The organism is Pseudoalteromonas sp. 11L1, assembly GCF_055397545.1.
The window spans coordinates 2,972,262-2,998,373 of record NZ_AP041141.1; the positions used below are offsets into that span (position 1 = coordinate 2,972,262).

A 26,112-nucleotide genomic window follows, 5' to 3' on the forward strand; every position below is an offset into this window, starting at 1 on the left:
GATTCATCCTTCTATCTGAGTACGCCAATATTCAATTAAATAACGCGAAATCGAATCAGCTCTAGGTAGCTTTAAATGCTCCCCCTCGTGTTGCCAATCTTTAAATTGCGCAAGTTCTTGGCGAGAAAACCATCGTGCATCTTCAAGTTCATCTTGCTCTGTGCTTATTTCATCACTGCTTGCTGTGGCAATAAAACCAAGCATGATCGATGAAGGAAACGGCCAAGGTTGAGAAGCAATATACTCTGCTTTCTCCACGGTAATACCCGCTTCCTCTTTTACTTCTCGGATCACGGTTTGTTCAAGGGTTTCACCTGGATCGACAAACCCGGCAAGTGAGGAATACAAACCTTTAGGCCAAGTTGCTTGGCGACCCAATAAGCAGCGTTCAACCCCATCAGAAAATGTTTTAGTTACTACCATAATAACGGCTGGATCAGTACGCGGAAAAGTTTGGTGCATACAGGCTGCGTTGTCGCATAAACGTGAATGCCCCCCTTCAACTAAGTGATTTTTGGTACCACAGCGACCACAAAAACTATGAGTGGCATGCCAGTAACACAACCCACGAGCAAGCGCTGCATTTGAGCCATCTTCAAGTGCTACTTGAGTACCATATTGACGAATATCTGCAAACTTGGCATCACCAACAATCGTTGCTAATAACGACTCTTCGAGTTCAGTTACGTCTAGCGCAAATACGGCATTATCCTGTTTATTTGATCCTAAAAGAATAGCCTGCGTTAAATCTAAATGCGCCACTTGTTGGTAAGCTAAATACACCACCTCAGGGCTACTGTTAGCAAATAAGGTGTGATTGCCTTTAACTAAAAGCCATAAACTGTCTGCTGTTTTTTTTGCGTCTACCCAAGTAGGATCTTTGCGCGCATTTGAGCCTCTGTCTAATGGCATATTACTGTAGTTAAGCATGTAATTCCTTGATACTAATTGAATCTTAAAATTACCATACTCATCCACTAAACCCAATTTATTATCGCCATAAAAAAAGCCTAAATTAGGCTTAATTAATCTATGCACCCGTTGTATTAAATACTCTCATGATCAACGCAAACATTCTGCTCAAAAATAAATCAAAAATACAATACTTATACTTTTTAAAGTAGTAGCTGTTTGTCAATTAAATGAAATTGCTCGGCACTTTGCTTAAGTACCTCTGCGGTTAATTTATCAGCACCGTATACATCACACGGAACATTATATTGATTTTTTAAATGCCCAAGTAATAATGCAAAGTCACCGTCACCCGAGAGTAAAATAACCTTATCAAGCTGCTTCCCCTGCTCTAGCATATCTATGGTTATACCCACATCCCAATCGCCTTTGGCACTGCCGTCACGGCGTTGAATAAAGGGTTTTAGTTTTACTTCAAAGCCAATAGCGCGCAAAATATTTTGAAACTGATTTTGCTTTTCATCACCTCGGTATATTGCATAAGCGAACGCACATTCTATATCGTATTGTTGCTCCATCATTCGCCAAAAGGCATTGTAATCAAAGTTTTTACCGTAGCTTTCGCGACAGGTGTAATAAATATTTTGTACATCGACAAAAATACCTACACGAGGTTTACTGGTTTGTTGTGAGGTCATTATTATGTCCCAATGAGTAATACTTGCAATTGCGTGTTAAGTAACCTAAATTAGTTACCAAACCCAATGTAACCAAATACGGTTACATTTAACAATGTAACCAAATTTAGTTACATATAAATAATCTATTTGGATTTTTATGATTGGTGTGATCAGCGGCGATATTATTAAATCGCAAAAAATACCTAAACAACAATACGATGCCATGCTTTACCAGCTAGAGCAAAGTTTACGTGCAAATTGCAATAAAACAACATCTTGGGATATTTACCGTGGGGATGCATTTCAACTGCAACTCGATAAAAGTGAACAGTTAGTTACCACCGCTATACTCATTTACCTACAGCTAAAATCTGCCGGCTATGAACTACGCCAAAGTATGGCATTGGGGCACATAGATAACCCGGGTAAGAGTATAAAAACCGCTACAGGCTCTGCGTTTACTCTCTCTGGTCATGAGCTAGATAAAATGACAAACCAGCGTTTTACATTTGCTATTGCAGGTCAACCGGTTGATGAGAGCTTCAAGTTAAACCTAGCGTTTGTCGATGTATTACTGTGTAAAATAACCCAAAAACAAGCAAATGCTTTGTATGTATATTTAACCCATGCAAATAACAACCATGCAGCTTTAGCTAAAGAGCTCAACACCAGCCGAGAAAACGTTACTAAGCTGCTTAATCTTGCTAACTATCAGCTGATAGAACGATTTATTTTACATGCACAACAACATCTTAAAAGCATACAGCAAGGACATGACTAATGGAATTTTCACTATTACTCGTTGCACTGATTATTGGCCACTTACTCGCTGATTTTTATTGGCAACCCATGAGCTGGGTAAACGACAGAAACACCCGTCATTTTAAAGCAAAAAAACTTTACTACCATGTATTGGTTCACGGAATTACCAGTGCAATCGTAGTGGCACTTTGGGAATATAGTTTTGGCTGGCAACAACTAAGCAGCGTATTACTGGCGACCAGCATTGTTATGATCAGTCACTACTTTATTGATATTGCGAAATCGTATTCAAATAAAGGCGTAGTGCCTTTTTTATTAGACCAAATTGCACATATCACTGTCATTATTGCGATAAGTATTTGGCTAACTGACAATCAGCAATTTGCTGACAATGTGATGGCGTTATTGTGCAACGATAAAGTGCTGTGGGTTATAGCTGGTTACCTTATTATTTTAAGTCCCAGTGCGGTATTTATAAGAATGATGTTAGAGCGTTTAACTAATCACTTTTCTAGTGATGGTAGCCTCCCCTTAGCAGGACAAAGTATTGGTATGCTTGAAAGAGTACTTATGCTGACATTTATTTTATTAGATCAGTTTGCAGGGCTTGGGTTTTTAATTGCCGCTAAATCGGTGTTTAGATTTGGCGACTTAAGTGCCAGCAAAGATAAACAACTCACTGAATATGTAATGCTAGGAACGTTACTGAGCGTCAGTGTTACTTTATTTGTAGGATTAGTAGTTAATTATTTAATCGGTTAGTAAAGCTTTAAAATAGGCATTAAAAAACGCGCTACCAGTAAAAGTAAGCGCGTTTTTTATTAAAGCGAACTAAACCTAATTAGTCGTTATTTGCTGGACGACGACGGCGTTGACCACTGCCCCCAACCGATTGACGCTTTGCCCATGGGTTTTGTGCATTATCATCGGTTTTAGCTGCTGGCTTTTTAGAGCCACCACGACGTGGGCCTGTACCATTGCCACCATTGTTAGGCTTTTTGCTGTTAGGTTTGCTGCTATCTGATTTAGGCTTATTAAATGGTTGTTTTTTCTTTGGCTTTTTTGCCGGTAACGGGCGTGCATCGAGTGCGCGCTCTGCAACAGGGTTAGCCGGTTCAAAACCTTCTTCTTCAGCACGTGGAATTAGCTCGCCAATAAAGCGCTCAATGCCATATAAATCTACTGCATCGTCAACCGTTACAAACGAAATAGCATGCCCTGATGCCCCCGCACGACCAGTTCGGCCAATACGGTGAACATAATCTTCATATACATTAGGTAAGTCGTAGTTTACAACATGCGGTAATTCAACAATGTCTAAACCACGTGCAACAATATCGGTTGCCACTAATACGCGCACTTCACCACTTTTAAAGCCCTCTAATGCTTTAACACGCGCGCCCTGAGATTTATTGCCATGGATTGCGGCGCCAGCAATATCATCGCGTTCAAGTTGCTTAACTAAACGATTAGCACCGTGTTTAGTACGACTAAATACCAGTACTTGTTGCCAATCGTTGCTACGAATTAAATGGCTTAATAGGGCCGTTTTACGTGCTTTGTCTACTGCGTATACGCTTTGCGTGACACTTTTTGCGGTGGTGTTTTTAGCTGCAACAGAAATTTCAACGGGGTCGTTAATTAACCCTTTTGCCAGCGCGCGAATATCATCCGAAAACGTGGCTGAGAACATTAAGTTTTGACGCTTTTCAGGCATTTTTGCAATCAGGCGCTTAATGTCATGGATAAAGCCCATGTCTAACATACGGTCGGCTTCATCTAAAACCAGTACTTCAACGCTATCAAATTTAACCGCGTTTTGATTATGTAAATCAATTAAACGCCCTGGTGTGGCCACTAAAATATCAACCCCTTTGCGCAGGCGCTGCATTTGTGGGTTAATTTTAACACCACCGTAAACAACAAACGAACTCACGTTTGAATGCTTAGCGTATTCCTCAACGTTTTCGCTCACTTGCAAGGCAAGCTCACGGGTTGGCGTTAAAATAAGCGCACGGACATGATTACTTTTTGCTTTAGTGCCCGACGATAAACGCTCAATCAGTGGCAAAGTAAAACCAGCAGTTTTACCGGTACCAGTTTGCGCTGCAGCCATTACATCGCGACGTGCAATAATTGCTGGGATAGCTTGAGCCTGAATAGGCGTTGGCGTTTCATAGCCCTTTTCTAAAACCGCATTAACTAAAGACTGTGATAAACCTAAACCATCAAAACTCATATAAACTCTCTATTTCAAATTAGGCCAAAGTGGCCAGTTGCGCGCATTATACCTTTAGTGGCTCAGAATGCATGCCATTATTTACTTTGTGCCAAATCAATAAACACAAATACTAAAAAAGCGGCTAAACAGCCGCTTTTTATTTACCTGAGCATTACAAATGCTAAAAGATTATTTTACACCTAACTCACGTAAACGCTCTTGTAAGTAGCTATCTGCTGTGTAGCGATCAGATAACACCACATCTGGACGAGGGTGTAAAAACAATGGTAATGAAATACGTGATTTGGTTGTTGCTTTACCCGATGGATTAATTACACGGTGGATCGTTGATGGGAAGTAGCCACCCGATGCTTCTTGTAACATGTCACCAATATTAATAATTAGACTACCAAAATCACATGGCACGTCTAACCAACCACCATCGGTTTTTTGTACTTGTAAGCCTGGCTCATTTGACGCTGGTAATACGGTTAATAAGTTAATATCACCGTGCGCAGCAGCACGAATAGCACCAGGCTCTTCATCACCTGTCATTGGCGGGTAATGTAAAATACGTAACAACGTTTGCTCAGACTGGGCAATCATATCTTTTAAATCAATAGAGAACTTAGCACGCACTTCTTCAGGCGCTTCAGCCTGCACCCAGCTTAATAATGTTGCCGCAAATTCATTAGCTAAACGGTAGTACTCACGCACATCAGCTTCTAATTGTGCAGGAACACGGCCTTTAGGGTAAACATGAAAGTACTCTTTAATGTCTTTTACCGTATGGCCTTTAGCTACTTCTGATACCGACGGTGGAAAATAACCATCTTGCGTTTCTTTTGAAAATAAAAACTCATGCTTTTGCTCTGAGTTAAAAAAGTCTTGCCAATTTTTATAAATAGACTCAACTAAAGATTGCGGAATAGGATGGTTTTTTAATACGCCAAAACCAGTATTTCTCAACGATTCAACAAATTGCGCAGCCGCATCGTCCGCTTTATAATCAACTGTAGGTAATTGCATGGTACATTCCAGTAAGTAGGTTGTTAGAAGCCATTTACTAATTCGCTTAAGCCACAGGTCTACACGAAATTAGTATTACATTCAAATATAGCTTAACTACTTAATTCAAGTAATAAAGGCTGCATTTTTATGCTGTGCGAGGATAGACAAACCCCCTTGAAATTATAAGGACATATGTCCGCTCTCAATAAGCAAGCCTTCTCTGCCTTGATCAAGATCAAAATAACGCTTGTATTGAATTTTCACCCCATCGTACCAATCTATTCCTTATCAGCATCACACACTATATCAACTTGTTAAGGCTCTCTACATGCGACAAAAAGTTTCTTTTAAAAGCGGTGAATTAGAACTCGCTGGACAACTTGAACAGCCCTCTGGTGAAGTGAAATTTTATGCCTTATTTGCTCACTGTTTTACCTGCTCTAAAGATGTAGCGGCTGCAACACGAATAAGTCGCGCGCTCACTCAGCAAGGCATTGCTGTATTACGCTTTGATTTTACAGGGCTTGGTAATAGCGATGGTGACTTTGCCAACAGTAACTTTTCATCAAACATTCAAGACTTAGTGGCCGCAGCCAATCACTTAAGAACACACTTTAAAGCACCTCAGTTATTGATAGGCCACAGCTTAGGTGGTGCTGCGGTGCTTGCAGCAGCAGAGCACATACCCGAGGTATCAGCTATTACGACTATAGGCGCGCCATCAGATGCCCAGCATGTTACTCATAACTTTGCTGCTCATTTAGATGAAATAAACCAATCGGGTGAAGCAAAAGTGTGTTTAGCTGGGCGGGAATTTACGATTAAAAAGCAATTTATAGATGACATCGCCAAATACGATAACAGCCATATAGGCAAGCTTAAGCGTGCTTTGTTAGTTATGCACTCTCCTATTGATGCCACCGTGAATATTAGTGAAGCCGAAAAAATTTACGCAGCTGCTAAGCATCCAAAAAGCTTTATAAGTTTAGATAATGCCGATCACTTAATCAGTAATAAAGAAGACGCTAACTACGCAGCCGATGTCATTGCTACGTGGGCTAATCGCTATGTTGAATACGATTACTCGAAATAGCCGACAAATGTCCTGTGCATAAAACGCTACATAATAGCCCGCTGATGGTTAGTAAATTAGTGGAGTAATAAAAACAAAAAAACGCAGCAAACGCTTCGCTATAGGTCCTGTGTATTTCAATAAAGCTAACTTAACTTGAGGTAAAGCATTAGAGGCTAATTTTTTAATAACTCCATTGCAACTAAATACCGCAATGAAAATAATCTAGAAACTTAAACTTTGAATAAAATATAGAGGGTTGGATAACAAATATATTTTAGTAGACTGTGAAAAATCACATAATCAAGGATAGGTATGAGTGAAAATACTCACTATGCACGCAATAACTTTTCAATTTGCGAAGTTACAAACAAAACAGGTATTGAATTAACTCTTTCTGAGTTAAAAAATTGAGTTAGCTATGCTAATTACCCCGCAAGCATTAACAACTTTATTAATATATTGCACAATTCTACTAACACAGATAAAAATAAAAAATAGTATCTGTTATGAAACTATACGGCTTCATTAATTCAATTAATTTTGAGGCAACACGAACATTTTTAATTCGCCAAGCGCGCAAAGTAATTAACCTTATTGGTTCTATGTATTTGACCCCACAAAAACTATAAGTGTGCTGAATTTGGCGATGCTACCTATTATAACTGATATGGAATTATAGGGTTTGGCAAAAGTTTTTTAGTGTGGGTACTGATAGAAAAATAGATACTGTTGTTCATGAGTGTAGTCACGTAGACTGGACTTCTGAAAATAAAGTGCGGGCAGCTCAATGAAAACTTTAGTAAATATTATTTTCCTTTTAATTTGTTACTCTACTTTTGCTAACTCTGAAGAAATTATCGAAAGCCCTATTGCAGCATCCTCTTATACATTTTGTCACCTAGATGCTAAATGTATAACTAGTATAAGGTTGACAAATACTTCGCCTTATCAAGTTAAGTTAAGCTCTCTGGCTTTCAATGAACAAGGTATCGACTTAAACTCAATGTTCATATACGAAGTGGATGAATACTTCTCAATAAGAGCAGAGAACCCAGGTGCAAAAGTCCCCGAACAACCAATACAAGGGCGTCGACGTGATCACAAAAAATTATCTTCTATAGAGTTCGAACCGCTTGAAGTAAAGTTTATTGAACTAAAAGGCATGGAAGAAAGGTTTGCTTTAAACCCTGAAAAGAAATACTTAGTAAGTACAATTACACCGTTCGTCAACTTGTACATTAACGGTAAATTTGCTGATATTATTACCATAAGAACAAAATATTCACTCTTAGCTATTCCTACAGAAGATATGGAAATAAAGGAACGGCCAACAAAACAGTTTGCTACACCAAAAGGGTAATCAGCGCTAGCTTATATACTTTATTTAGCGAGTATGAAATAAGTTATGATGATAGTGACAATAAATCTCACTAAACTCATCATATCTTTTTAAAATGCAGTACGAGCAGCCCAATGAAAAAAATTATTATCACTATAGTTTGTTTAATAAGTTACTCTTCTCTTGTTAAGGCTGAAGAAGTTACAGAAAGCCCTATCGCGACCTCCTCTTTCACTTTTTGTCATATAGATACTAAGTGTACAACGAATATCAGATTAGCTAACACAACACCATATAAAGTTAAGCTAAGCTCTCTCGCTTTTAATAAGCAAGGAATCGATTTAAACTCGATGTATGTATTTGAAGAAGATAGGTATTACGATTTAAAAGAGAATAACTTAGATACAGGTATGTCAGAGCAACCCATACAGGGACGCAGACGCGCTTACAAGCAATTGTCATCATTAGAATTCGAGCCCCTAGAAGTCAAATTTATTGAACTAAAAGGCATAGAAAAGAGGTTTGCATTAGATCCAGGTAAGAGGTATCTGGTGGGGACACTTACCCCATTTGTAAACTTGTACATTAATGGTAAATTTGCCGATATCATCACAATTAGAACAAACTATTCACTTTTAACAATTCCTACAGAAGATATGGAAATAAAGGAACAGCCAATAAAGCAGTTTGCTACGCCCCAAGGGTAACCTGCAATAAATATACATGCTTTGTTTGATCGCACTAAAAATTCTGCGTCAGCTTAAACCTTTATATATCAAGCCAGCATAATGTTGGCTTGAAATATATCTTAGCTAATTATCTAAAAACGCCGCTACCTCTTTGCTCATTCTATCCACCAGCCATTTAGGCCCGCCATCGTACATATCGTTATGACGTGATTTTTCTATCAACGTTTGCGTAACAGGATAAACGGTTAACTCTTGGTCGGTTAAAAGCACGTTTGCATCGGCTGGATAATCACTACCGCGCAGTGTGAGCACGCGTGTGTTTTTATTGCGTGGCAATAACATGCGGCGGTGATCGAGCGTAATTAATTGGCTTACTTCACTTGGATAAATAGCTGCATACAAGGCTGAAATATCTCCACCATTTGAGTGACCAAATAAAGTGAGTTTTGTAAAATCATACTCAGGGTATTTAACACTTAGCTCATTAACTAAAAATTTGAGGGTTATAACACCCCGGTGCCAATTTTCCATACGAGTAGTTAGGTATGGCTGCGCACGATTAAGTGCAGGGTCACTTTTAAGTTCATGTGCTACCGCAATGCTTAAATAGCCTTGCGCATTAAATAACTTACTCGCAAAGGTGTATTCATCGTGGCTAATGCCATACCCTGCATTTACAAATACCACTGGGCATTTTAATTGCGCGCTGCACTTAAGGTGGTTAGCTGGTAGGGTAATATTTACAGGTATAGAGCGATTACGACTTTCATCAATGATTGCATCGTCTTGGGCATAACTTGATGATGCAAATAGCGTAGAACTTAAAGTCAGTGCACTTAACATTAAACGCTTTTTTATAATTTTTAACATGCATTCCCTTGTATTACTTATACATTTTTAACTAACATTAATTTTTATTATAAAGGTTAGCGCGCGCCTTTGCTAATTTGTGCGATAATAGCGATTATTGTTTTACTATTATCGCAAAAGAATCCATTCATGAAATCATATAGCAGCATTGAACAACGCATCGACATTCTCCAAAGCAGAATTGAAGCCTACCAAGAAGAAATTAAAGTGTTACAAGCCGAGCCGAAAAGTAACAACGAACGGATTATTTTTAAGTTCATTGAAACCGGCAGTACAGGTAAAACCAAAGACTTTGTGAGAGAGCTGGGAATTAAATCACCGCGTGATAGCTTATATTCATCAGGTGATGTAACTAAACTGATTAAAGATGGCGCTGATGATATTTCGCCTGAGCTACTGAGCATAGCCCGCGCACTTGCTAGTGCACGTAACAAAAATGGCCCTGCTTGCTAATAGTAAATATAAGTATTAGCCGTAAGCTCTTGCGGCTAATCAACCAGCTCGATATCAAGTCCAGCTAATAAGTTTAACGCTTCAAGCCGTTCAAACTTTGCATTACTCACATCATTGCTTGTTATATCAATATTAAATTGCGTTGCGCCAACAAAGTTTGCTTTCCTCAAATTAGTTTGATGAAACAGGCTGTCTCTAAAGTCAGTATCCGAGAAGTTGCTTTGAGCTAAGTTAGCGTGCCTAAAATCGACATCTTTGGCAAAACAGTTCGTCATTGTTAAGGCTTTTAACTGTAATTCAAAAAACGAACTATGGCTCAGCTCACACTGTTTAAAACTCACCGGTGACGTTAGCGCTAATTGTGGCCAATTTACTTGTCCCCACATTATGCTATTGAGTTTACAATTTGCAAAGCTCACCCCTTCTAGTGAGCTGTAATTCCAATTAAGCTCAGTCAAATTACAGTTAATAAATTCACACTCTATAAACCGACAGGCACTAAACTGGCTGTGACTAAAATCGCAATCAATAAACTGACATTGTTCAAACTCAATATCGCTAAAGCGCTTTGCATTTGCTGTAAAGTTTGAAAATGACTGATCAAAATAATGACTATCTTTAAATAACTCGCTCATAAAAATAAAGCACCTAAATTGGGTTATGCCAAACAAAAAACCCCTTAGGTACGAAGCCTAAGGGGTTTTGATCTAACTAAACACTAGCTTTATTCTGCGCTTGGTAATTCTTTCTCAACTACACTAATAGCAAGCTCTGTCAGCGAATCGCTATTTGCTTTGCTAGGCGCATCGGTTAATAAACACGATGCTTGTGTGGTTTTAGGGAAAGCAATAACGTCACGAATGTTATCAGTACCACATAACAACATAACTAAACGGTCTAAACCGAACGCTAAACCTGCATGCGGCGGTGTGCCGTATTTAAGTGCATCAAGTAAGAAACCAAATTTATCTTGCTGCTCTTGCGCTTCAATACCTAAAATTCTAAATGCTGCTTCTTGCATATCTGCATTGTGAATACGTACCGAGCCACCGCCCACTTCGTAGCCGTTTAATACCATATCGTAAGCATCTGAAATAGCCGCTGCTGGGTTTGCTTCAAGCTCACTGGCACTAATATCTTTTGGTGCAGTAAATGGATGGTGTACAGCGTGTAGTGTGCCTTCGTCATCTTCTTCAAACATTGGGAAGTCAACAACCCAAAGTGGTGCCCAGCTATCTAAATTAGTGATTTCTAAATCAATACCAATTTTTAAACGAAGTGCGCCCATGGCTTCATTTACGGTGTTGCGTTTATCCGCACCAAATAAAATGATATCGCCTGTTTGTGCATTAGTACGTTCAAGTAACTGCGTGATCACATCTTCATTTAAGAATTTAGCGATTGGCGATTGCACGCCCTCAACGCCTGCATCACGGTCATTTACTTTCATCCATGCTAAACCTTTAGCACCGTAAATACCGATAAACTTAGTGTAATCATCTAGTTGCTTACGAGAAAGTGATGCGCCACCTGGTACCGTTAGTACTGCAACACGGCCTTTTTCATCGTTTGCTGGGCCTGAGAATACTTTAAATTCTACGTCTTTTACTAAATCGGCTACATCAATAAGCTTCATTGGGTTACGTAAGTCTGGCTTATCAGAACCATATAGGCTCATTGCCTCAGAGTAAGGCATAATTGGGAAATCACCTAAATCAACATTTAGTAATGACTGCCACATTTCACGGATCATTTTCTCTGTCATACCACGTACTTGATCAGAGCTCATGAACGAGGTTTCTAAATCTATTTGAGTAAATTCAGGTTGACGGTCAGCACGTAAGTCTTCATCACGGAAGCATTTAACAATTTGGTAGTAACGGTCAAAACCCGACATCATCAACAATTGCTTAAACAACTGTGGCGACTGTGGTAATGCGTAAAAGCTACCTTTATGAACACGACTCGGTACTAAGTAATCGCGAGCACCTTCAGGCGTTGCTTTAGTTAGCACTGGCGTTTCGATATCTAAAAAGCCATTTTCATCTAAAAAGCGACGTACAAAGCTGCTTGCTTTAGCACGTAATTTAATGCGGTCGCTCATTTCTAAACGACGTAAATCTAAGTAACGGTATTTTAAACGACGCTCTTCTGAGTTCACTTGGTTAAAATCAAGTGGCATAGGCTCAGAGCGGTTAATAATAGTTAAACCCGTGCCTAAAATTTCTACTTCGCCGGTTGCCATGTCTTTATTTACTTGGCTATCTGGGCGAGCGCGTACAATCCCTTTTAACTGAACACAAAATTCTTGACGAAGTTTGTTAGCTGTTTCCATTAGTCCTTCAACTTCCGGATCGAATACAACTTGTACTAAACCTTCTCTATCACGTAAATCGACAAAGATAAGTCCGCCAAGGTCACGTCGTTTGTTGATCCAGCCACATAGTTCAACTTCCTGATCTACGTGAGTTTTATTTAGCTGTCCGCAGTATATAGAGCGCATAGTTTTCCTGTCAGATAAAAGGCATATAGCGGTTAAACACTGTTGTTTTAAAAGTTTTTATAAACACCAAAATGAAAATAAAACCGCTAGCAATTCAAAATAATCAAATTAAGCCCTGCATTATACCCAAGTCGGTTGAAGATGCTAGGGCGTGTTTACCTTTCGGGGTTGAATTTACAGCGCACCGTTTTGTTATTTGTTACACTACCGGCACTTTATAACAAGGCTTTTGTTTGTATGCTATATATTGGATGCCCGCAGTGGTCGAGCAACGCATGGAAAGGAAACTTATTTTCACGCCAGTGTAAAAATGCCGATATGCTTAGCGAATATGCGCAGCATTTTAATTCGGTAGAAGGTAATACTAGCTTTTACGCCGACCCCTCACCTGACACTGTATTACGATGGGCTGCCAGTGTACCTGATGAGTTTAAATTTACCTTTAAATTTCATCGGCGCTTTAGTCACGAACTCCAACTTACTAACGTGCAACATGAGCTAACTAATTGGCTTAATTTATTCGCCCCGCTATTTGAAAAAACAGGGCAAATAATGCTGCAATTACCTAAAGCGTTTGCCCCACAGCATTTAGCGAAGCTTGCCGCTTTTATTGAGTTACTTCCTAAAGAGCTAAACTATGGGGTTGAGGTACGCCACCCTGATTTTTTCAAAAAAGGTGAGGCCGAAATCGCGCTTAATCAGCTTTTAATGGCACACAATATAAACCGCATTGCAATGGATACCCGCGCATTATTTGCGGTTAAACCCACAACCGAAGCACTCATAGATGCACAACAAAAAAAGCCTTATTTACCAGTGCACGCTATTGCTACGGGCTCGCAGCCTATGGCGCGCTTCGTTATTGCTGATTTAGAAAACGATTATAAGACCTTTTATCAGCCTTGGCTTAGCAAAGTAACCCAGTGGCTCGATGAGGGCAAAAGCCCCTATGTGTTTTTTCATACCGCTGATAACCGCGAAGCGCCCTTACTGGCTCGCCAGTTTTGCCAAGATTTGGGGTATAATCACAATGTACTCAATCCATTTAGTGGCGAAAAAGAAGCCCACCAGCAAGCACTTTTTTAAAAATAAATTCAAAATACAGAGACAATAATGAGTGAATACGCACGTTACTTTACCGGCTACCCTGCCAATATCGTTGAGCAAGTATTAGGACTAATAAAAGCAGGAAAGGTAAGTGAGTATTTACTTAAAAAGTACCCGCAGGCGCATCGTATTACCAGTGATAAGTTACTGTATAGCTACGCCACTGAGCTTAAAAAGCAGTATTTAAAAAACGCCCCGCCATTTGGCCGCGCTGCGTTTAAAAAACAAGGTGATATGGTTACCAATGCGCTCGGTACCCACACGTACCGTATGCAAGGTAAAACCCGCAAGCACGATTTAGCAATAAACAGCGATTTACTGCGCGCGCCAGAGCCATTATTAAAAGCGTTAGTGGTGCACGAACTCGCGCATTTTAAAGAAAAGGACCATAACAAAGGCTTTTATAAACTGTGCTGCCATATGGAGCCGCAGTACCATCAGCTAGAGCTGGATTTACGGATTTTTTGTGTGGCTATTGCGATAGGTGAAAATCCGTATAATTGAGCGGTCAGCAGTCAGCAGTCAGCAGTCAGCAGTCAGCAGTCAGCAGTCAGCAGTCAGCCAAAATTCAATGACACACGAGTTCATAATGAAAGCCCTCGTTAATAAAAAACGCGATACTAAATCGCGTTTTTTATAATTTACTGATAGCTACAAACTGACAGCTCAAAAGCTCGTTGGGTTTCGTTTCACTCAACCCAACCTACGTAAAAACGTTAAAGCCCTAATTCGGCCATAAAGTCGTCGTCGCTATCATCTTGCTTTGGCTGTTTTGCTTTTTCCTTATCCGCTTTTTGCTTGGCTTCGTTTGCGATAATGTCGTCTGGGTCTATGGCTTCTACAATGTCAAAATCGTGAAGTTTAATAAACTCTGTTTTATCCATCGCCAACTCTAAATAGAAGATATTTTGGTTGCGAGTGGTAAACGTTACACGGCGTGCTTGCGGACGATCCATAGTGGTATCAACCGATATTTGCACTTGCTTGTTAATAGCCATCATTTTTGGCTGATTTTGGGTAATAGAGGTATGTAGCTGTTCACGCACTTTTGACGTGAAGTCGCCCACTATTTGGTTCATCAACTCACCCATCACGTTTGAAACGTCATCAGATAAGTGACTATGCGCGATCTCCTCTTCTGGCATGCCCATATTACGCATGTAATCGCCATAAATTTCCATCGCAGCTTGCGCCGTAAAGTTGGTAACGACTAAACCGGTAAAGCCCCCATCAAATAAAACAAAACAGCCTATGTCTGGTCGCATACAAGTACGAGTAATTTTTTGTACCATGGCTGAATAGCTGATCTCGTTGCCGCTGGCTGATGAAAGTACACCCGTTACTGAGTGGCATAATGTTGCTAATATATCGTCGGTGCTAATAACTTTACTTTTGCTCATTTAATAATCTCTTTTATACTTATTCTTCATAATTCTAGTCAAGCTACTGAATTTATCACTGACTATCCAGTATAAAATGTTAAAATAGCACTATTATTTTCAAAGAGACTGCCTTCGTGAGTATAAAAGACAGTATTTATGCCTCTGAGCAACAAGTAAAAGACTTTAGTTTTGATCAAAATGTGGTTGAAGTATTTCCCGACATGATCCAACGCTCGGTACCCGGTTACGCCACCATAGTCAGTACTATGGGGAAATTAGCCGGTGAGTATGCTCAGCCAAATTCAAATTTGTATGACCTAGGCTGCTCGTTAGGGGCGGTTACCCTAAGTATGCGCCGTAATATTCAAACGGATAGCTGCCACATTATTGCTGTAGATAACTCACAAGCCATGGTGGAGCGTTGTAAGGTACATTTACAAGGGTTTAGATCTGATGTTCCTGTAACTGTAACTTTAGGTGATATTAACGAGCTCGATATTCAAAATGCATCGGTAGTGGCGATGAATTTCACCCTGCAGTTTATTCCACCAGCGCAGCGCAAAGCGGTACTTGAAAAAATATACGCTAATTTAAAGCCCGGTGGCGTTTTGCTACTAAGTGAAAAAATTAAAGCCGAAAACGAGCAATGCGATAACCTATTGATTGACTTGCACCACGACTTTAAGCGTCATAATGGCTACTCTGAGCTTGAAATAAGCCAAAAGCGTACCGCCATTGAAAACGTAATGCGCCCCGATACACTTAGCACACATACACAACGTTTAAGCGACATTGGTTTTAGCCAAACGCAAGTGTGGTATCAATGTTTTAATTTTTGCTCAATGGTAGCAATTAAATAATTTAGAGAGTGACACATGTCTGCATGGTTTAACCAATTTTACGCTGCAATTGCACAAAGCCCACTTAGCCACTGGCTAGAAACCTTGCCCGCGCAATTAAAGCATTGGCAACAAGAGGCTAGCCATGGCGATTTGCCTCAATGGCAAAAAGTACTAAAAAACTTACCTGAGGTATCAACAAACCACGTTGATATTGTCAGCAAAGTAGCAATAGGCGCGCCTGGCGAAATGACTGAAGGCGAGCAAAAACAAACCACGCATTTATTAAAACGGATGATGCCTTGGCGTAAAGGCCCATTTAATGTGCACGGTATCGACATTAATACAGAATGGCGCAGTGACTGGAAATGGGATCGACTCCTACCGCATATTGAGCCATTAAAAGGCCGTACTGTATTAGATATTGGTTGTGGCTCGGGTTATCACCTATGGCGTATGCGCGGTGAAGGTGCTCAGTTTGTGGTAGGTATTGATCCATCTGACTTATTTTTATGCCAATTTCAGGCTATTAAACACTTTAACCCAGATCAAAACGTGCATTTATTACCATTAGGTGTAGAAGCCCTACCAGAACTTAAAGCATTTGATACGGTATTTTCGATGGGAGTACTTTATCACCGTCGCTCACCTATCGACTTTTTAGCGCAATTAAAAGCACAGCTTCGCCCAGGCGGTGAGCTGGTGCTTGAAACCTTAGTTATTGAAGGCGATGAAAACACCGTACTGGTTCCGACCGACCGCTACGCGAAAATGCGTAATGTATGGTTTATTCCAAGCACTGCTGCATTAAAACTGTGGATGGAACGTGTTGGCTTTAAAGATGTGCAAATTAAAGATTGTGCTATTACAACGCTCGACGAGCAGCGTAAAACTGACTGGATGGAAAACGAATCCTTAGTTGACTTTTTAGACCCCAATGACACCAGTAAAACCATTGAAGGTTACCCTGCTCCACTTAGAGCAATACTTACAGCTAAAGCCTAACTTGCAGTATTAAGTTTTATTTTCATATTAAAAAGCGCCATTGGGTGCTTTTTTTGTTTACTAATACAGCAACTACCGGACAAGTGTCCTTGTCTTTAAAATCAAATCTAGATTTCAACTAGCCGCGCACCTGCAATTGTTGTAAAATACGCGCGTTTCTAAGTAAGCATCAAAACAACTATTTTGAGGAAAACCTGTGAGCGAACAAAAACAGTCTCTAAGCTATAAAGACGCGGGCGTAGATATCGACGCTGGTAATGCACTTGTTGAGCGTATTAAAGGCGTAGTTAAAAAAACTCGTCGTCCTGAAGTGATGGGCGGAATTGGTGGTTTTGGCGCACTTTGCGAAATTCCTGAAGGTTATAAGCAACCTGTACTTGTAGCAGGCACTGATGGTGTTGGCACTAAGTTACGTTTAGCAATTGATCTTAAAAAGCACGATACCGTAGGTATCGACTTAGTTGCGATGTGTGTAAATGATTTAATAGTACAAGGCGCTGAACCCCTGTTTTTTCTAGATTACTATGCAACGGGTAAACTAGATATAGACACAGCAGCCGACGTAGTAACCGGTATTGGTAAAGGTTGTGAAATTTCAGGTTGTGCCCTAATTGGTGGCGAAACAGCTGAAATGCCAGGTATGTATGATGGTGAAGACTACGACATGGCAGGCTTTTGTACCGGTGTGGTAGAAAAATCAAAAATTATTGATGGCACTAAAGTAGCCGCAGGCGATCAGCTAATTGCGCTTGCTTCTAGTGGTCCACACTCAAACGGTTTCTCACTAATTCGTAAAGTATTAGAAGTGTCTAACGCTGATACTAACCAAGTGATTGATGGCAAAACCTTAGGTGAACACCTTTTAGAACCAACACGCATTTACGTTAAGCCATTACTTGAGTTGTTTAAGCAAGTAGATGTGCATGCGCTTTCGCATATTACTGGTGGCGGTTTTTGGGAAAATATCCCTCGTGTATTACCTGAATCTGCTAAAGCGGTTGTTAAAGGTGATAGCTGGCAGTGGCCTACTGTATTTAGTTGGTTGCAAGAAAATGGCAATATTACCACTCACGAAATGTACCGCACATTTAACTGTGGCGTAGGTATGGTGTTAGTAGTACCTGCTGATCAACTTGATAACAGTTTAAACATTTTAAAAGATCTTGGCGAAAACGCATGGCACCTTGGTGAGATTCAAGATGCGGTTGCTGGCGAAGAGCAAGTTGAAATTGTAGGTGGTGCTGCGTAATGGCACCCACTCGTCTAGTAGTTTTGATCTCAGGCAGTGGCTCAAATTTACAAGCCATTATTGATGCCTGTGAAAGCGGCGAGATAAACGCTCATATTGCGGCTGTTATTAGTAATAAAGCAGACGCATATGGGTTAGAGCGTGCAAAAAATGCAGGCATTGCTACGCAAGTACTGAGTCATAAAGAGTTTGACTCACGCGAAGCTTACGATGCCCAGTTAATGCATATAATTGACTCTTTTGAACCAAATCTAGTTGTATTAGCTGGGTTTATGCGTATTCTAACTCCTAGCTTAGTGCAAAAATATGTTGGAAAAATGTTGAACATTCATCCATCTTTGTTGCCTAAGTACCAGGGGCTGAATACCCACCAAAGAGCAATTGATGCAAAAGACGACGTTCACGGCGTTAGTGTTCACTTTGTAACTGAAGAATTAGACGGTGGACCGGTTATTCTTCAAGCTAAAGTGCCTGTATTAGCGAACGATACAGCAGACACGCTCGCTAAACGTGTGCATGCGCAAGAGCACATAATTTATCCTTTGGTGGTCAAGTGGTTCAGTGAACAACGACTTACGATGGAAGCAGATTATGCAGTTCTTGACGAAAAACAACTTCCTGCACACGGCGCGCACTACCCAAAATAAAAAATTAAGTGCTTGGCTATTATGTGCGGGCACTTTATTACTTCCTACCAGCCTGATTGCAGGCGAGTTAACCCAGTATCAAGCTAGTTATGACATTTTGCGCAAAGGCACTAATCACGGCAAAGCCGAGCGTGAACTAAAGAAACTCGATAATAATAACTACCAAGTCACTTACCACAGTGATATTGAATGGATGATTTTCTCTGACTCACGTCAAGAATCATCAACCTTTAGCTTTATAAATGATAACGTAGAGCCAATTCAGTACGCTATGATCCGCACAGGCACTGGGCCTGACAAAAAGTATGAAATTAACTTTGACCGTCAAACCAAAACGGTTACCAGTAACACCAGCGATTACCCGTTAAAATGCCAATGGCATGATAACTTCCAAGATGGTATTTCTTATCAAGTACAAGTTCGTGAAGGTCTTAAAAAAGGCAAAACCAACTTCTCGTTTCCGTTGGTTGATAAAAAAGGTAATTGCCGTGACTACGACTTTGAAGTGGTAGAAACCGAAATGATTTCTCTGCCTATAGGTAATGTAGAAGCAGTGAAAGTTAAACGCTTATACGATAACGATAAACGCCAAGCCTTAGCCTGGTTTGCCCCAGAAATGGATTACATGCTAGTGCGCATGTGGAAGGGTGAAAAAGGTGTGGAGCAGTTTGAAGTGCAAATGAAATCGTTTACCGTGATCAACCCACCTGCTTTACCTGCAGAAGTGAAAAACGAAATAACACCAGAGTAAATTGCTTACAAGGTGCAAATGAAAGGCCCAAGTGTGACAAACATAACTTGGGTTTTTCATTTTTAACACTTATACACTTTATCAATTTGAAACTTTGAGTCGGGTTTCGTTTCACTCTAGCTACCCAAGCTACATTAATTCACCCATTTTAAATAACGCAAACTCTCCTGGCTGCATTTTTTGCCAGCGCTCATCATTAGTTAATGGCCTTGTTGCTATAACCGTTACTACATCGTTTGGTGTGGTTTCTTGTTGAAAGTCGATCACCATGTCAGCATCAATCAATGTAGCTTTACCAAATGGCGCACGGCGCGTTATATAATGTAAGTTATTAGTACAATACGCTAAAACAAATACACCATCGGTCAATAACATATTAAATACGCCCTTTTCACGCAGTGTATGTGAAAGCTTGGCGGCATATCTAAAAACCGACGCCATATTACTTGGGCGCTTTGGGTATTTTTCGCGAATTTTGTCAAGTAACCAACAAAAAGCGAGTTCACTGTCGGTGTTTCCCACAGGGCGATAATACTCTGTTTTTAAATCGTGATAATTTGAAAGCTGCCCATTGTGTGCATAGGTTATTTCGCGCCCCCACAACTCTCGGGTAAACGGATGAGTGTTTTCAAGACACACCCGCCCACGGTTTCCTTGGCGAATATGACTAATAACCGATACGCTTTTAATTGGGTACGCTTTTACCAGCTTTGCTATTTCTGACTGGTAACTGGGCTCTGGATCTTTAAAGGTTCTGCAGCCTTTACCTTCATAAAAAGTAATGCCCCAGCCGTCTTTGTGCGGTCCCGTGTTTCCACCACGCTCCAACAACCCTGAAAAACTAAAACAAATATCCGTTGGCACATTGGCTGACATGCCAAGTAATTCACACATAAAATAAATAAACCTTTAAAAAGCTAAACATAGAATATCGTTCTATTTTTAATAAGCGTACACTGATCATCATAAGTATATTTACTTAATTAAACTTATATTACTACTAGATTAATTGATTTTTTTAATGCTTATATTTTTTTATGATAAGCCAAAATAAACGATTACAGCCAAACTGTTCGTATAACATACAACGCATTGTAATAATCGTACCGATAACTACACTTTAATCTAAGTAATGTACTTGAAACTTAGCGTTACTAGCGCTACTCTAAACGAGGTGGTCTGACCTCTATTAAGGAATTAGCAATGACACTCATATTTACACTTGGTTTAATCGCACTGCTCAGCATTGCGCTTTACCACAGAGCGAGTTGGAACACAGCACTTGGTGTTTCTGCCGCAACATTATTAATTGGTACCTTTGCTGGTGCTTTTGGTTTAATTAGCTGGGTGATCTTTTTAATCATCGCAGTGCCTCTTTCTGTTACTGGTATTCGCCAGCAATACATTATCAAACCTATTTTCACCATCTTTAAAAAAGTAACACCGAGTATGTCTGACACCGAAAAGTCAGCTATTGATGCCGGTACTACGTGGTGGGAAGCGGATTTATTTTGTGGTAATCCAGATTGGAAAAAGCTTCACCAGTATCCAGTTCCAAAACTTACTATTGAAGAGCAGGCATTTATCGACGGCCCTGTTGAAGTTGTATGTAGTATGCTTGATGATTGGGAAGCTACGCATGAGCTGACTGATTTACCTCAGGATGTATGGCAATATCTAAAAGATAACAAGTTCTTTGCCATGATCATTAAAAAGGAATACGGCGGCTTAGAATTCTCTGCATTTGCACAATCGTGTGTACTGCAAAAACTAACCAGTAAATCAACATTGCTTTCGTCAATTGTTGGTGTACCTAACTCGTTAGGTCCAGGCGAGCTATTACAGCACTATGGTACTGAAGACCAAAAAAATCATTACTTACCGCGTTTAGCAAGCGGTCAAGAAATTCCATGTTTTGCACTTACCTCGCCAGAGGCGGGTTCTGATGCAAGCTCAATTCCAGACTACGGTGTAGTTTGTAAAGGGCAATGGAATGGCGAAGAAGTAGTGGGTGTAAGCCTTACATGGAACAAACGTTACATAACACTTGCGCCTGTAGCTACGGTACTTGGTCTAGCATTTAAGTTACAAGATCCTGATGGATTATTAAGCGACGTTAAAGAGCCAGGTATTACCTGTGCACTTATCCCAACAGATACCCCTGGGGTAGAAATTGGTCGTCGTCACTTCCCGCTTAATGTGCCGTTCCAAAATGGCCCTACTCGCGGTAAAGATATTTTTGTTCCACTTGATTACATTATTGGCGGCCCAGAAATGGCTGGTCAAGGCTGGCGTATGCTAGTTGAATGTTTATCGGTTGGTCGTGCAATTACGTTGCCGTCAAATTCAGCCGGTGGCATTAAAATGATTGCAGTAGCAACCGGTGCTTATAGCCGTATTCGTCGTCAATTCCGCTTACCTATTGGTAAAATGGAAGGGGTGGAAGAATCAATGGCTAAACTTGCTGGTTATGCTTACAGCTCAGACGCTGCAGTAAGCATGTCTACGGGCGCGGTTGATTTAGGCGAAAAGCCATCAGTTGTGTCGGCGATTATTAAGTACCACCTTACCGAGCAAATGCGCGATTCAACCATTCATGCAATGGACGTGCTAGGCGGTAAAGGGATCATGCTTGGGCCAAATAACTATTTGGGTCGTGGCTATCAAGGTGCACCTATTGCCATTACCGTTGAAGGTGCAAACATCTTGACCCGTAATATGATTATTTATGGTCAAGGTGCAATTCGTTGTCATCCATTTGTACTTACCGAGCTAGGTGCATGTGAAATTGAAGACCGCGAAGAAGCGCTTAACGTATTTGACAAAGCGCTAATGGGTCACATTGGCTTTACCATGTCTAACTTAGTACGTACTAAGTGGCTTGCGCTTACTGGCGCTCGCTTTACTAGCGTGCCATACAAAGACGAAACGGCAGAGTTTTACCGTATTGCGTCTCGCTTTAGTGCATCACTTGCACTTATGTCAGACATTAGCATGGCGGTATTTGGTGGTTCTCTTAAACGTAAAGAACGTATTTCAGCCCGTTTAGGCGACTTATTAAGTTACCTTTACTTAGTATCTGCAACGCTAAAACGTTACAACGACGAAGGCCGTAAAAAAGAAGATTTTGCATTGGTTCAATGGAGCTGTCAGGATCACCTTTACCACTGCCAGCGTGCACTTGCTGATTTAATCAATAATATGCCGTCGGCTCCACTACGTGGTGTTTTAAAAGTATTGTTATTCCCGTTTGGTCGTCCGGTTCGTAAACCTACCGACAAACTTGAGCACAAACTAGCGCAGTTATTACAAGTTCCTAGCGAAACACGTAATCGTTTAGCAAGCTATGTATACCTTACAAACGAACCGCTTAACCTTGTAGGCCGTCAAGAGCAAACGCTTAAAGACGTTCTAGAAGTAGAGCCATTGTTTGAGCGTGTATGTAAGGAGAAAGGCGTAAAGCTGCCATTCTTCCAGCTTGATAAAGTGGCGCAAATGGGTTTAGAAGCGGGTATTTTAAGCCAAGCAGAAGCCGATAAGCTTGCTGCAGTTGAAAAAGATCGTCTAGACGTGATTAACGTTGATGACTTTGACCCTGCAGATTTACTTGCCGGCAAAGCAGCGCGTAATAGCAAAGCTAAAGCTAAAGCTAAAAAGGCAGATGCAGCTTAACTAATTTAGTAAAGCTAGCATTAACCCTGCTAAAATTAGCCAAACCAGCGCATAATGCGCTGGTTTTTTTTGCGCAAAGTAAACCTGTATTACACACCACATATTACCAATAAAAAATAATGCAATATTAATGTGACCAAAAATAACGCTATAACTTATCGTTGCTACTAAAAACAGCAATAGGCTAGGTAAAAACTGGCTAATATAAAAGGCACGTTCTCGCTGGCATGTTTTAAAAAACAATCGATACTGCTCGTGAACTTTACCGCAATCAAATTGCAAAGAGCTACTAAAGAGCACAATATAAGCCATGGTCAACACTACGAGTATAGGTACCAAATCAGCACGTTCGTTTATTAGTGCCGCTGATGCCATAAATACACATAAAAGTAGCGACACGCGCCAAACAAGTACCCAGCTATGGTTTAGTAAATAACAAAACCAAAAACCAAATATTGAACTTACTGCAATTCGCCCGTTAACATTAACCACGGGAACAAAAAGACTCAGCGTAAACAGTAAAGCAAAGCCTATATGATAGGTGCGCGGTTGCATATAAATAGGAACACACACTAATATCGTGCTAAATATAAAGCCATATATCAGTGCGCTGGGTTTGTATATGCACAAAACGCCCAAGCTAAATTGCAACAACATAAATACAACAAAGTGCGGTACTTTAACCCATTGTGATAGCGTTAAATCTAGCGCAATTAATACACTGGCTATTAACCAAGCATTGCTTAGCGTTAATAATTTAATATCAACTAAATATAACCACACTGATCGCGCAATAGTTTGCTGGAATAGCCGCTGCTGACTATTTTTAACTGCTGACTTCATTGCGCTGAGCATCACACTTTGTAATAACAAATAAAATAAGGCCATTTGTGCACCGTATTGTGGTGCTGCGCTACTGTCTATAATTTTTCCGAGACCTAAAAAAAGTAGCAATATCAAACCCAACATCGATGATCCTAACACCACTAAAAATAACAACCCAAAACTTTTCAGTTGTAATAATAATTGCTTAAGCTCTTGGTTATAAGCTAAATACCGGTAACCCATAAACACTCTATATCGAGCTAATGGGTGTTTACTTGGTGCAATATTCATAACGATATGCGCTCAAAGCCATGTTCAACAAACACAGTAGGTTCGTGACAAGTAATAATAATTTGCCCGTTTGGTTTATCTGCTAAGTAAGTGTCAAGTAAGGAAAGAAGATATTGGATGCTTGCCTGATCAAGGGCTGCGCTCGGCTCATCAAGTAATAGATAAGGTGCCTTGCGCATTAATGCTAAAATTAACTGGCACTTTTTTTGATTGCCTGAGGATAATGCATCAAAACGCGTATTAAGAAATTCGCCAAAATTAAAACCACGAACAATTGCATTAGGCCATGGGCAACCGAGTGTACTAACAGATAAATGTATAATTTGATTGGCAGTTAAAAAATCTGGTAAAGCAATACGATCAGTAGCAATAGCGACCTGTTTATCTAGTTCTTTAAGTGTTTCCCCTGCAAATAAAAATGTGCCACTTTGCGGCTTTTCAAGCCCCGCTAGCATCATAAGTAACGTGGTTTTGCCTTGGCCGTTAGGTGCATCAATACACACTTTTTGGCTGCTAAACACCTTATTGTAATCATGGTATACAACGTTGGCGGCAAACTGCTTATTTAAGCCAATCACTTCAATCATAAAATATCCTTTTTAGATCAGCTTTATATTATAAATAAACTTTTATAATAAACAAAACCCACCCCAACAGCTTTAAAAAACAATAACGATAAAGTAGCGTCATTTTCTAATAGCGACAAACCTTTTATAGCAAGTTGAAACAGCATCAGAAGCTCTGAAACCGCTTGTATCATCAACAGCGATTCACCCTAATAGTTGATAAGCTTTTTACATCTGCGGCGTTATGACTTAGCCTAAGGACAATAAAAACTGTTTTAAAAGATAATTTGAATTTTAATAACACGTAAAGCTTTGAACTAAACTAAAAATTAAACTAGGTGTTTTTTAACTCAAGCCTATCAAGGCTGACTTGTTAATTGTGACTGATAGCTGATAGCTGATAGCTGATAGCTGATAGCTGATAGCTGATAGAAAATATATTAGCTGTTATTAATTAGGAAAGTATTTTTTAACTTGTTATTGAGGAAATAACAAGTGGCGGAGTGGACGGGACTCGAACCCGCGACCCCCGGCGTGACAGGCCGGTATTCTAACCAACTGAACTACCACTCCGCAGTGGTATGTGCATGGGGTAATGCACTTACTAATTTTGTTACGATATCAAATGGCGGAGTGGACGGGACTCGAACCCGCGACCCCCGGCGTGACAGGCCGGTATTCTAACCAACTGAACTACCACTCCGCAGAGATATCTTTTACTTGTCATTACTTAATTTGTTGGCGGAGTGGACGGGACTCGAACCCGCGACCCCCGGCGTGACAGGCCGGTATTCTAACCAACTGAACTACCACTCCAGCATACAAATTTTGTAATATAACAGTGTTTAAATAGTTGGCGGAGTGGACGGGACTCGAACCCGCGACCCCCGGCGTGACAGGCCGGTATTCTAACCAACTGAACTACCACTCCAGCGCGTATTTAAACTGTTATTTTTTCTTATTGGCGGAGTGGACGGGACTCGAACCCGCGACCCCCGGCGTGACAGGCCGGTATTCTAACCAACTGAACTACCACTCCATAATAAGAATATGTTTTACAACCATATGTTGTGCAAGTGTTGGCGGAGTGGACGGGACTCGAACCCGCGACCCCCGGCGTGACAGGCCGGTATTCTAACCAACTGAACTACCACTCCAGCGCATACTTACAAATTGTCGAAAATTGGCGGAGTGGACGGGACTCGAACCCGCGACCCCCGGCGTGACAGGCCGGTATTCTAACCAACTGAACTACCACTCCGC

General features: G+C 40.5%; 24 protein-coding genes, 7 tRNA genes and 1 pseudogene. 14 read left to right on the forward strand and 18 right to left on the reverse strand.

Going from position 1 to position 26,112, the window contains the following annotated elements:
- Positions 1-3: 3 nt before the first annotated feature.
- The gene (nudC, locus tag ACZ5WS_RS13860; RefSeq protein ID WP_464709195.1) at positions 4-930 is read right to left on the reverse strand and encodes an NAD(+) diphosphatase; all 927 of its coding nucleotides are present in this window, start codon (positions 928-930) and stop codon (positions 4-6) included.
- Positions 931-1,115: 185 nt separating this feature from the next.
- The gene (locus ACZ5WS_RS13865) at positions 1,116-1,610 is read right to left on the reverse strand and encodes a LabA-like NYN domain-containing protein (protein WP_464709198.1); all 495 of its coding nucleotides are present in this window, start codon (positions 1,608-1,610) and stop codon (positions 1,116-1,118) included.
- Between the two features lie 139 nt (positions 1,611-1,749).
- Here ACZ5WS_RS13865 and ACZ5WS_RS13870 point away from each other — a divergent pair, with 139 nt between their 5' ends.
- Positions 1,750-2,373, forward strand: coding sequence for a hypothetical protein (locus tag ACZ5WS_RS13870; protein ID WP_138609289.1), 624 nt, complete (start codon positions 1,750-1,752; stop codon positions 2,371-2,373).
- Complete coding sequence (locus ACZ5WS_RS13875; protein ID WP_464709201.1) at positions 2,373-3,116, forward strand: DUF3307 domain-containing protein; 744 nt, start codon at positions 2,373-2,375, stop codon at positions 3,114-3,116. The genes ACZ5WS_RS13870 and ACZ5WS_RS13875 overlap by 1 nt, the downstream gene beginning before the upstream one ends.
- A 79-nt stretch (positions 3,117-3,195) precedes the next feature.
- Here the strand turns inward: ACZ5WS_RS13875 and ACZ5WS_RS13880 are convergent, their stop codons facing one another.
- Positions 3,196-4,593 (reverse strand): DEAD/DEAH box helicase, encoded by a 1,398-nt coding sequence (locus ACZ5WS_RS13880; RefSeq protein ID WP_464709203.1) that lies wholly within the window; start codon positions 4,591-4,593, stop codon positions 3,196-3,198.
- A 171-nt stretch (positions 4,594-4,764) separates the two neighbouring features.
- Complete coding sequence (locus ACZ5WS_RS13885; protein ID WP_008111615.1) at positions 4,765-5,604, reverse strand: isopenicillin N synthase family dioxygenase; 840 nt, start codon at positions 5,602-5,604, stop codon at positions 4,765-4,767.
- A 310-nt stretch (positions 5,605-5,914) separates the two neighbouring features.
- Here ACZ5WS_RS13885 and ACZ5WS_RS13890 point away from each other — a divergent pair.
- The 3 genes and pseudogenes from ACZ5WS_RS13890 to ACZ5WS_RS13900 all read left to right on the forward strand — a co-directional run.
- Positions 5,915-6,673: pseudogene (locus ACZ5WS_RS13890) on the forward strand (alpha/beta hydrolase family protein); the annotation flags it as partial.
- A 775-nt stretch (positions 6,674-7,448) separates the two neighbouring features.
- On the forward strand, positions 7,449-8,021 hold the full coding sequence (locus ACZ5WS_RS13895) for a hypothetical protein (protein WP_464709206.1): 573 nt from the start codon (positions 7,449-7,451) through the stop codon (positions 8,019-8,021).
- A 113-nt stretch (positions 8,022-8,134) separates the two neighbouring features.
- Positions 8,135-8,707 carry a hypothetical protein gene (locus ACZ5WS_RS13900; protein ID WP_464709208.1) on the forward strand — a complete coding sequence of 191 codons (573 nt, stop codon included), beginning with the start codon at positions 8,135-8,137 and terminating at the stop codon, positions 8,705-8,707.
- 105 nt (positions 8,708-8,812) lie between these two features.
- Here the strand turns inward: ACZ5WS_RS13900 and ACZ5WS_RS13905 are convergent, their stop codons facing one another.
- On the reverse strand, positions 8,813-9,559 hold the full coding sequence (locus ACZ5WS_RS13905) for an alpha/beta hydrolase (protein ID WP_464709211.1): 747 nt from the start codon (positions 9,557-9,559) through the stop codon (positions 8,813-8,815).
- A gap of 129 nt (positions 9,560-9,688) precedes the next feature.
- On the opposite strand from ACZ5WS_RS13905, the gene ACZ5WS_RS13910 reads away from it, so the two are divergent.
- On the forward strand, positions 9,689-10,012 hold the full coding sequence (locus tag ACZ5WS_RS13910; RefSeq protein WP_008111621.1) for a hypothetical protein: 324 nt from the start codon (positions 9,689-9,691) through the stop codon (positions 10,010-10,012).
- A gap of 35 nt (positions 10,013-10,047) precedes the next feature.
- Here the strand turns inward: ACZ5WS_RS13910 and ACZ5WS_RS13915 are convergent, their stop codons facing one another.
- Together ACZ5WS_RS13915 and aspS are read right to left on the reverse strand one after the other, a co-directional pair.
- Positions 10,048-10,647 carry a pentapeptide repeat-containing protein gene (locus ACZ5WS_RS13915; protein ID WP_055013382.1) on the reverse strand — a complete coding sequence of 200 codons (600 nt, stop codon included), beginning with the start codon at positions 10,645-10,647 and terminating at the stop codon, positions 10,048-10,050.
- Positions 10,648-10,736: 89 nt separating this feature from the next.
- The gene (aspS, locus tag ACZ5WS_RS13920) at positions 10,737-12,515 is read right to left on the reverse strand and encodes an aspartate--tRNA ligase (RefSeq protein ID WP_013464572.1); all 1,779 of its coding nucleotides are present in this window, start codon (positions 12,513-12,515) and stop codon (positions 10,737-10,739) included.
- Between the two features lie 237 nt (positions 12,516-12,752).
- On the opposite strand from aspS, the gene ACZ5WS_RS13925 reads away from it, so the two are divergent.
- The gene (locus ACZ5WS_RS13925; protein ID WP_055013396.1) at positions 12,753-13,601 is read left to right on the forward strand and encodes a DUF72 domain-containing protein; all 849 of its coding nucleotides are present in this window, start codon (positions 12,753-12,755) and stop codon (positions 13,599-13,601) included.
- 27 nt (positions 13,602-13,628) lie between these two features.
- On the forward strand, positions 13,629-14,126 hold the full coding sequence (locus ACZ5WS_RS13930) for a M48 metallopeptidase family protein (RefSeq protein WP_464709215.1): 498 nt from the start codon (positions 13,629-13,631) through the stop codon (positions 14,124-14,126).
- A 212-nt stretch (positions 14,127-14,338) separates the two neighbouring features.
- Here the strand turns inward: ACZ5WS_RS13930 and ACZ5WS_RS13935 are convergent, their stop codons facing one another.
- A complete protein-coding gene (locus ACZ5WS_RS13935; protein ID WP_178955625.1) occupies positions 14,339-15,022 on the reverse strand; it encodes a DUF3334 family protein in 684 nt (227 codons plus the stop codon).
- Positions 15,023-15,138: 116 nt separating this feature from the next.
- Here ACZ5WS_RS13935 and cmoA point away from each other — a divergent pair, with 116 nt between their 5' ends.
- From cmoA to ACZ5WS_RS13960, 5 genes are all read left to right on the forward strand, one after another.
- Positions 15,139-15,864 (forward strand): carboxy-S-adenosyl-L-methionine synthase CmoA, encoded by a 726-nt coding sequence (gene cmoA / locus ACZ5WS_RS13940; protein WP_008111640.1) that lies wholly within the window; start codon positions 15,139-15,141, stop codon positions 15,862-15,864.
- Between the two features lie 15 nt (positions 15,865-15,879).
- Positions 15,880-16,848, forward strand: a complete 969-nt coding sequence (gene cmoB, locus ACZ5WS_RS13945) for a tRNA 5-methoxyuridine(34)/uridine 5-oxyacetic acid(34) synthase CmoB (protein ID WP_413401572.1) — start codon at positions 15,880-15,882, stop codon at positions 16,846-16,848.
- Between the two features lie 196 nt (positions 16,849-17,044).
- Entirely contained in the window at positions 17,045-18,097 is a 1,053-nt protein-coding gene (purM, locus tag ACZ5WS_RS13950) for a phosphoribosylformylglycinamidine cyclo-ligase (RefSeq protein WP_464709219.1), read from the forward strand.
- Entirely contained in the window at positions 18,097-18,744 is a 648-nt protein-coding gene (gene purN / locus ACZ5WS_RS13955; RefSeq protein WP_198522032.1) for a phosphoribosylglycinamide formyltransferase, read from the forward strand. The genes purM and purN overlap by 1 nt, the downstream gene beginning before the upstream one ends.
- The gene (locus ACZ5WS_RS13960) at positions 18,698-19,495 is read left to right on the forward strand and encodes a DUF3108 domain-containing protein (RefSeq protein ID WP_232735522.1); all 798 of its coding nucleotides are present in this window, start codon (positions 18,698-18,700) and stop codon (positions 19,493-19,495) included. Before purN ends, ACZ5WS_RS13960 begins: the two co-directional genes overlap by 47 nt.
- A gap of 129 nt (positions 19,496-19,624) precedes the next feature.
- Here the strand turns inward: ACZ5WS_RS13960 and ACZ5WS_RS13965 are convergent, their stop codons facing one another.
- Complete coding sequence (locus tag ACZ5WS_RS13965; protein WP_464709223.1) at positions 19,625-20,389, reverse strand: class II glutamine amidotransferase; 765 nt, start codon at positions 20,387-20,389, stop codon at positions 19,625-19,627.
- Positions 20,390-20,698: 309 nt separating this feature from the next.
- On the opposite strand from ACZ5WS_RS13965, the gene fadE reads away from it, so the two are divergent.
- Entirely contained in the window at positions 20,699-23,167 is a 2,469-nt protein-coding gene (fadE, locus tag ACZ5WS_RS13970; protein WP_464709224.1) for an acyl-CoA dehydrogenase FadE, read from the forward strand.
- On the opposite strand, the gene ACZ5WS_RS13975 is transcribed toward fadE, so the two are convergent.
- The 9 genes from ACZ5WS_RS13975 to ACZ5WS_RS14015 form a co-directional block, all read right to left on the reverse strand.
- On the reverse strand, positions 23,168-24,283 hold the full coding sequence (locus tag ACZ5WS_RS13975; protein WP_464709226.1) for a DUF6136 family protein: 1,116 nt from the start codon (positions 24,281-24,283) through the stop codon (positions 23,168-23,170).
- Positions 24,280-24,870 (reverse strand): ABC transporter ATP-binding protein, encoded by a 591-nt coding sequence (locus tag ACZ5WS_RS13980; RefSeq protein ID WP_464709229.1) that lies wholly within the window; start codon positions 24,868-24,870, stop codon positions 24,280-24,282. The genes ACZ5WS_RS13975 and ACZ5WS_RS13980 overlap by 4 nt, the downstream gene beginning before the upstream one ends.
- Before the next feature lie 475 nt (positions 24,871-25,345).
- Positions 25,346-25,422: transfer RNA gene (locus ACZ5WS_RS13985), tRNA-Asp, on the reverse strand.
- 53 nt (positions 25,423-25,475) lie between these two features.
- Positions 25,476-25,552: transfer RNA gene (locus ACZ5WS_RS13990), tRNA-Asp, on the reverse strand.
- A gap of 36 nt (positions 25,553-25,588) precedes the next feature.
- A tRNA-Asp gene (locus tag ACZ5WS_RS13995) sits at positions 25,589-25,665 on the reverse strand.
- A gap of 38 nt (positions 25,666-25,703) precedes the next feature.
- Positions 25,704-25,780, reverse strand: a tRNA-Asp gene (locus tag ACZ5WS_RS14000).
- A 31-nt stretch (positions 25,781-25,811) separates the two neighbouring features.
- Positions 25,812-25,888, reverse strand: a tRNA-Asp gene (locus ACZ5WS_RS14005).
- Positions 25,889-25,929: 41 nt separating this feature from the next.
- Positions 25,930-26,006: transfer RNA gene (locus ACZ5WS_RS14010), tRNA-Asp, on the reverse strand.
- A 27-nt stretch (positions 26,007-26,033) separates the two neighbouring features.
- Positions 26,034-26,110, reverse strand: a tRNA-Asp gene (locus ACZ5WS_RS14015).
- Between the last annotated feature and the right edge of the window lie 2 nt (positions 26,111-26,112).

What these genes read in the sequence shown, in the direction of transcription:
- ACZ5WS_RS13935 (WP_178955625.1), bottom strand. Translation starts at nt 15,022, where the DNA reads ATGAGCAAAAGTAAAGTTATTAGCACCGACGATATATTAGCAACATTA.
- ACZ5WS_RS13905 (WP_464709211.1), bottom strand. Translation starts at nt 9,559, where the DNA reads ATGTTAAAAATTATAAAAAAGCGTTTAATGTTAAGTGCACTGACTTTA.
- ACZ5WS_RS13875 (WP_464709201.1), top strand. Translation starts at nt 2,373, where the DNA reads ATGGAATTTTCACTATTACTCGTTGCACTGATTATTGGCCACTTACTC.
- purN (WP_198522032.1), top strand. Translation starts at nt 18,097, where the DNA reads ATGGCACCCACTCGTCTAGTAGTTTTGATCTCAGGCAGTGGCTCAAAT.
- aspS (WP_013464572.1), bottom strand. Translation starts at nt 12,515, where the DNA reads ATGCGCTCTATATACTGCGGACAGCTAAATAAAACTCACGTAGATCAG.
- ACZ5WS_RS13980 (WP_464709229.1), bottom strand. Translation starts at nt 24,870, where the DNA reads ATGATTGAAGTGATTGGCTTAAATAAGCAGTTTGCCGCCAACGTTGTA.
- fadE (WP_464709224.1), top strand. Translation starts at nt 20,699, where the DNA reads ATGACACTCATATTTACACTTGGTTTAATCGCACTGCTCAGCATTGCG.
- ACZ5WS_RS13880 (WP_464709203.1), bottom strand. Translation starts at nt 4,593, where the DNA reads ATGAGTTTTGATGGTTTAGGTTTATCACAGTCTTTAGTTAATGCGGTT.
- ACZ5WS_RS13870 (WP_138609289.1), top strand. Translation starts at nt 1,750, where the DNA reads ATGATTGGTGTGATCAGCGGCGATATTATTAAATCGCAAAAAATACCT.
- ACZ5WS_RS13915 (WP_055013382.1), bottom strand. Translation starts at nt 10,647, where the DNA reads ATGAGCGAGTTATTTAAAGATAGTCATTATTTTGATCAGTCATTTTCA.
- ACZ5WS_RS13965 (WP_464709223.1), bottom strand. Translation starts at nt 20,389, where the DNA reads ATGTGTGAATTACTTGGCATGTCAGCCAATGTGCCAACGGATATTTGT.
- ACZ5WS_RS13895 (WP_464709206.1), top strand. Translation starts at nt 7,449, where the DNA reads ATGAAAACTTTAGTAAATATTATTTTCCTTTTAATTTGTTACTCTACT.
- nudC (WP_464709195.1), bottom strand. Translation starts at nt 930, where the DNA reads ATGCTTAACTACAGTAATATGCCATTAGACAGAGGCTCAAATGCGCGC.
- ACZ5WS_RS13975 (WP_464709226.1), bottom strand. Translation starts at nt 24,283, where the DNA reads ATGAATATTGCACCAAGTAAACACCCATTAGCTCGATATAGAGTGTTT.
- ACZ5WS_RS13885 (WP_008111615.1), bottom strand. Translation starts at nt 5,604, where the DNA reads ATGCAATTACCTACAGTTGATTATAAAGCGGACGATGCGGCTGCGCAA.
- ACZ5WS_RS13865 (WP_464709198.1), bottom strand. Translation starts at nt 1,610, where the DNA reads ATGACCTCACAACAAACCAGTAAACCTCGTGTAGGTATTTTTGTCGAT.
- ACZ5WS_RS13925 (WP_055013396.1), top strand. Translation starts at nt 12,753, where the DNA reads ATGCTATATATTGGATGCCCGCAGTGGTCGAGCAACGCATGGAAAGGA.
- cmoB (WP_413401572.1), top strand. Translation starts at nt 15,880, where the DNA reads ATGTCTGCATGGTTTAACCAATTTTACGCTGCAATTGCACAAAGCCCA.
- ACZ5WS_RS13930 (WP_464709215.1), top strand. Translation starts at nt 13,629, where the DNA reads ATGAGTGAATACGCACGTTACTTTACCGGCTACCCTGCCAATATCGTT.
- ACZ5WS_RS13910 (WP_008111621.1), top strand. Translation starts at nt 9,689, where the DNA reads ATGAAATCATATAGCAGCATTGAACAACGCATCGACATTCTCCAAAGC.
- ACZ5WS_RS13900 (WP_464709208.1), top strand. Translation starts at nt 8,135, where the DNA reads ATGAAAAAAATTATTATCACTATAGTTTGTTTAATAAGTTACTCTTCT.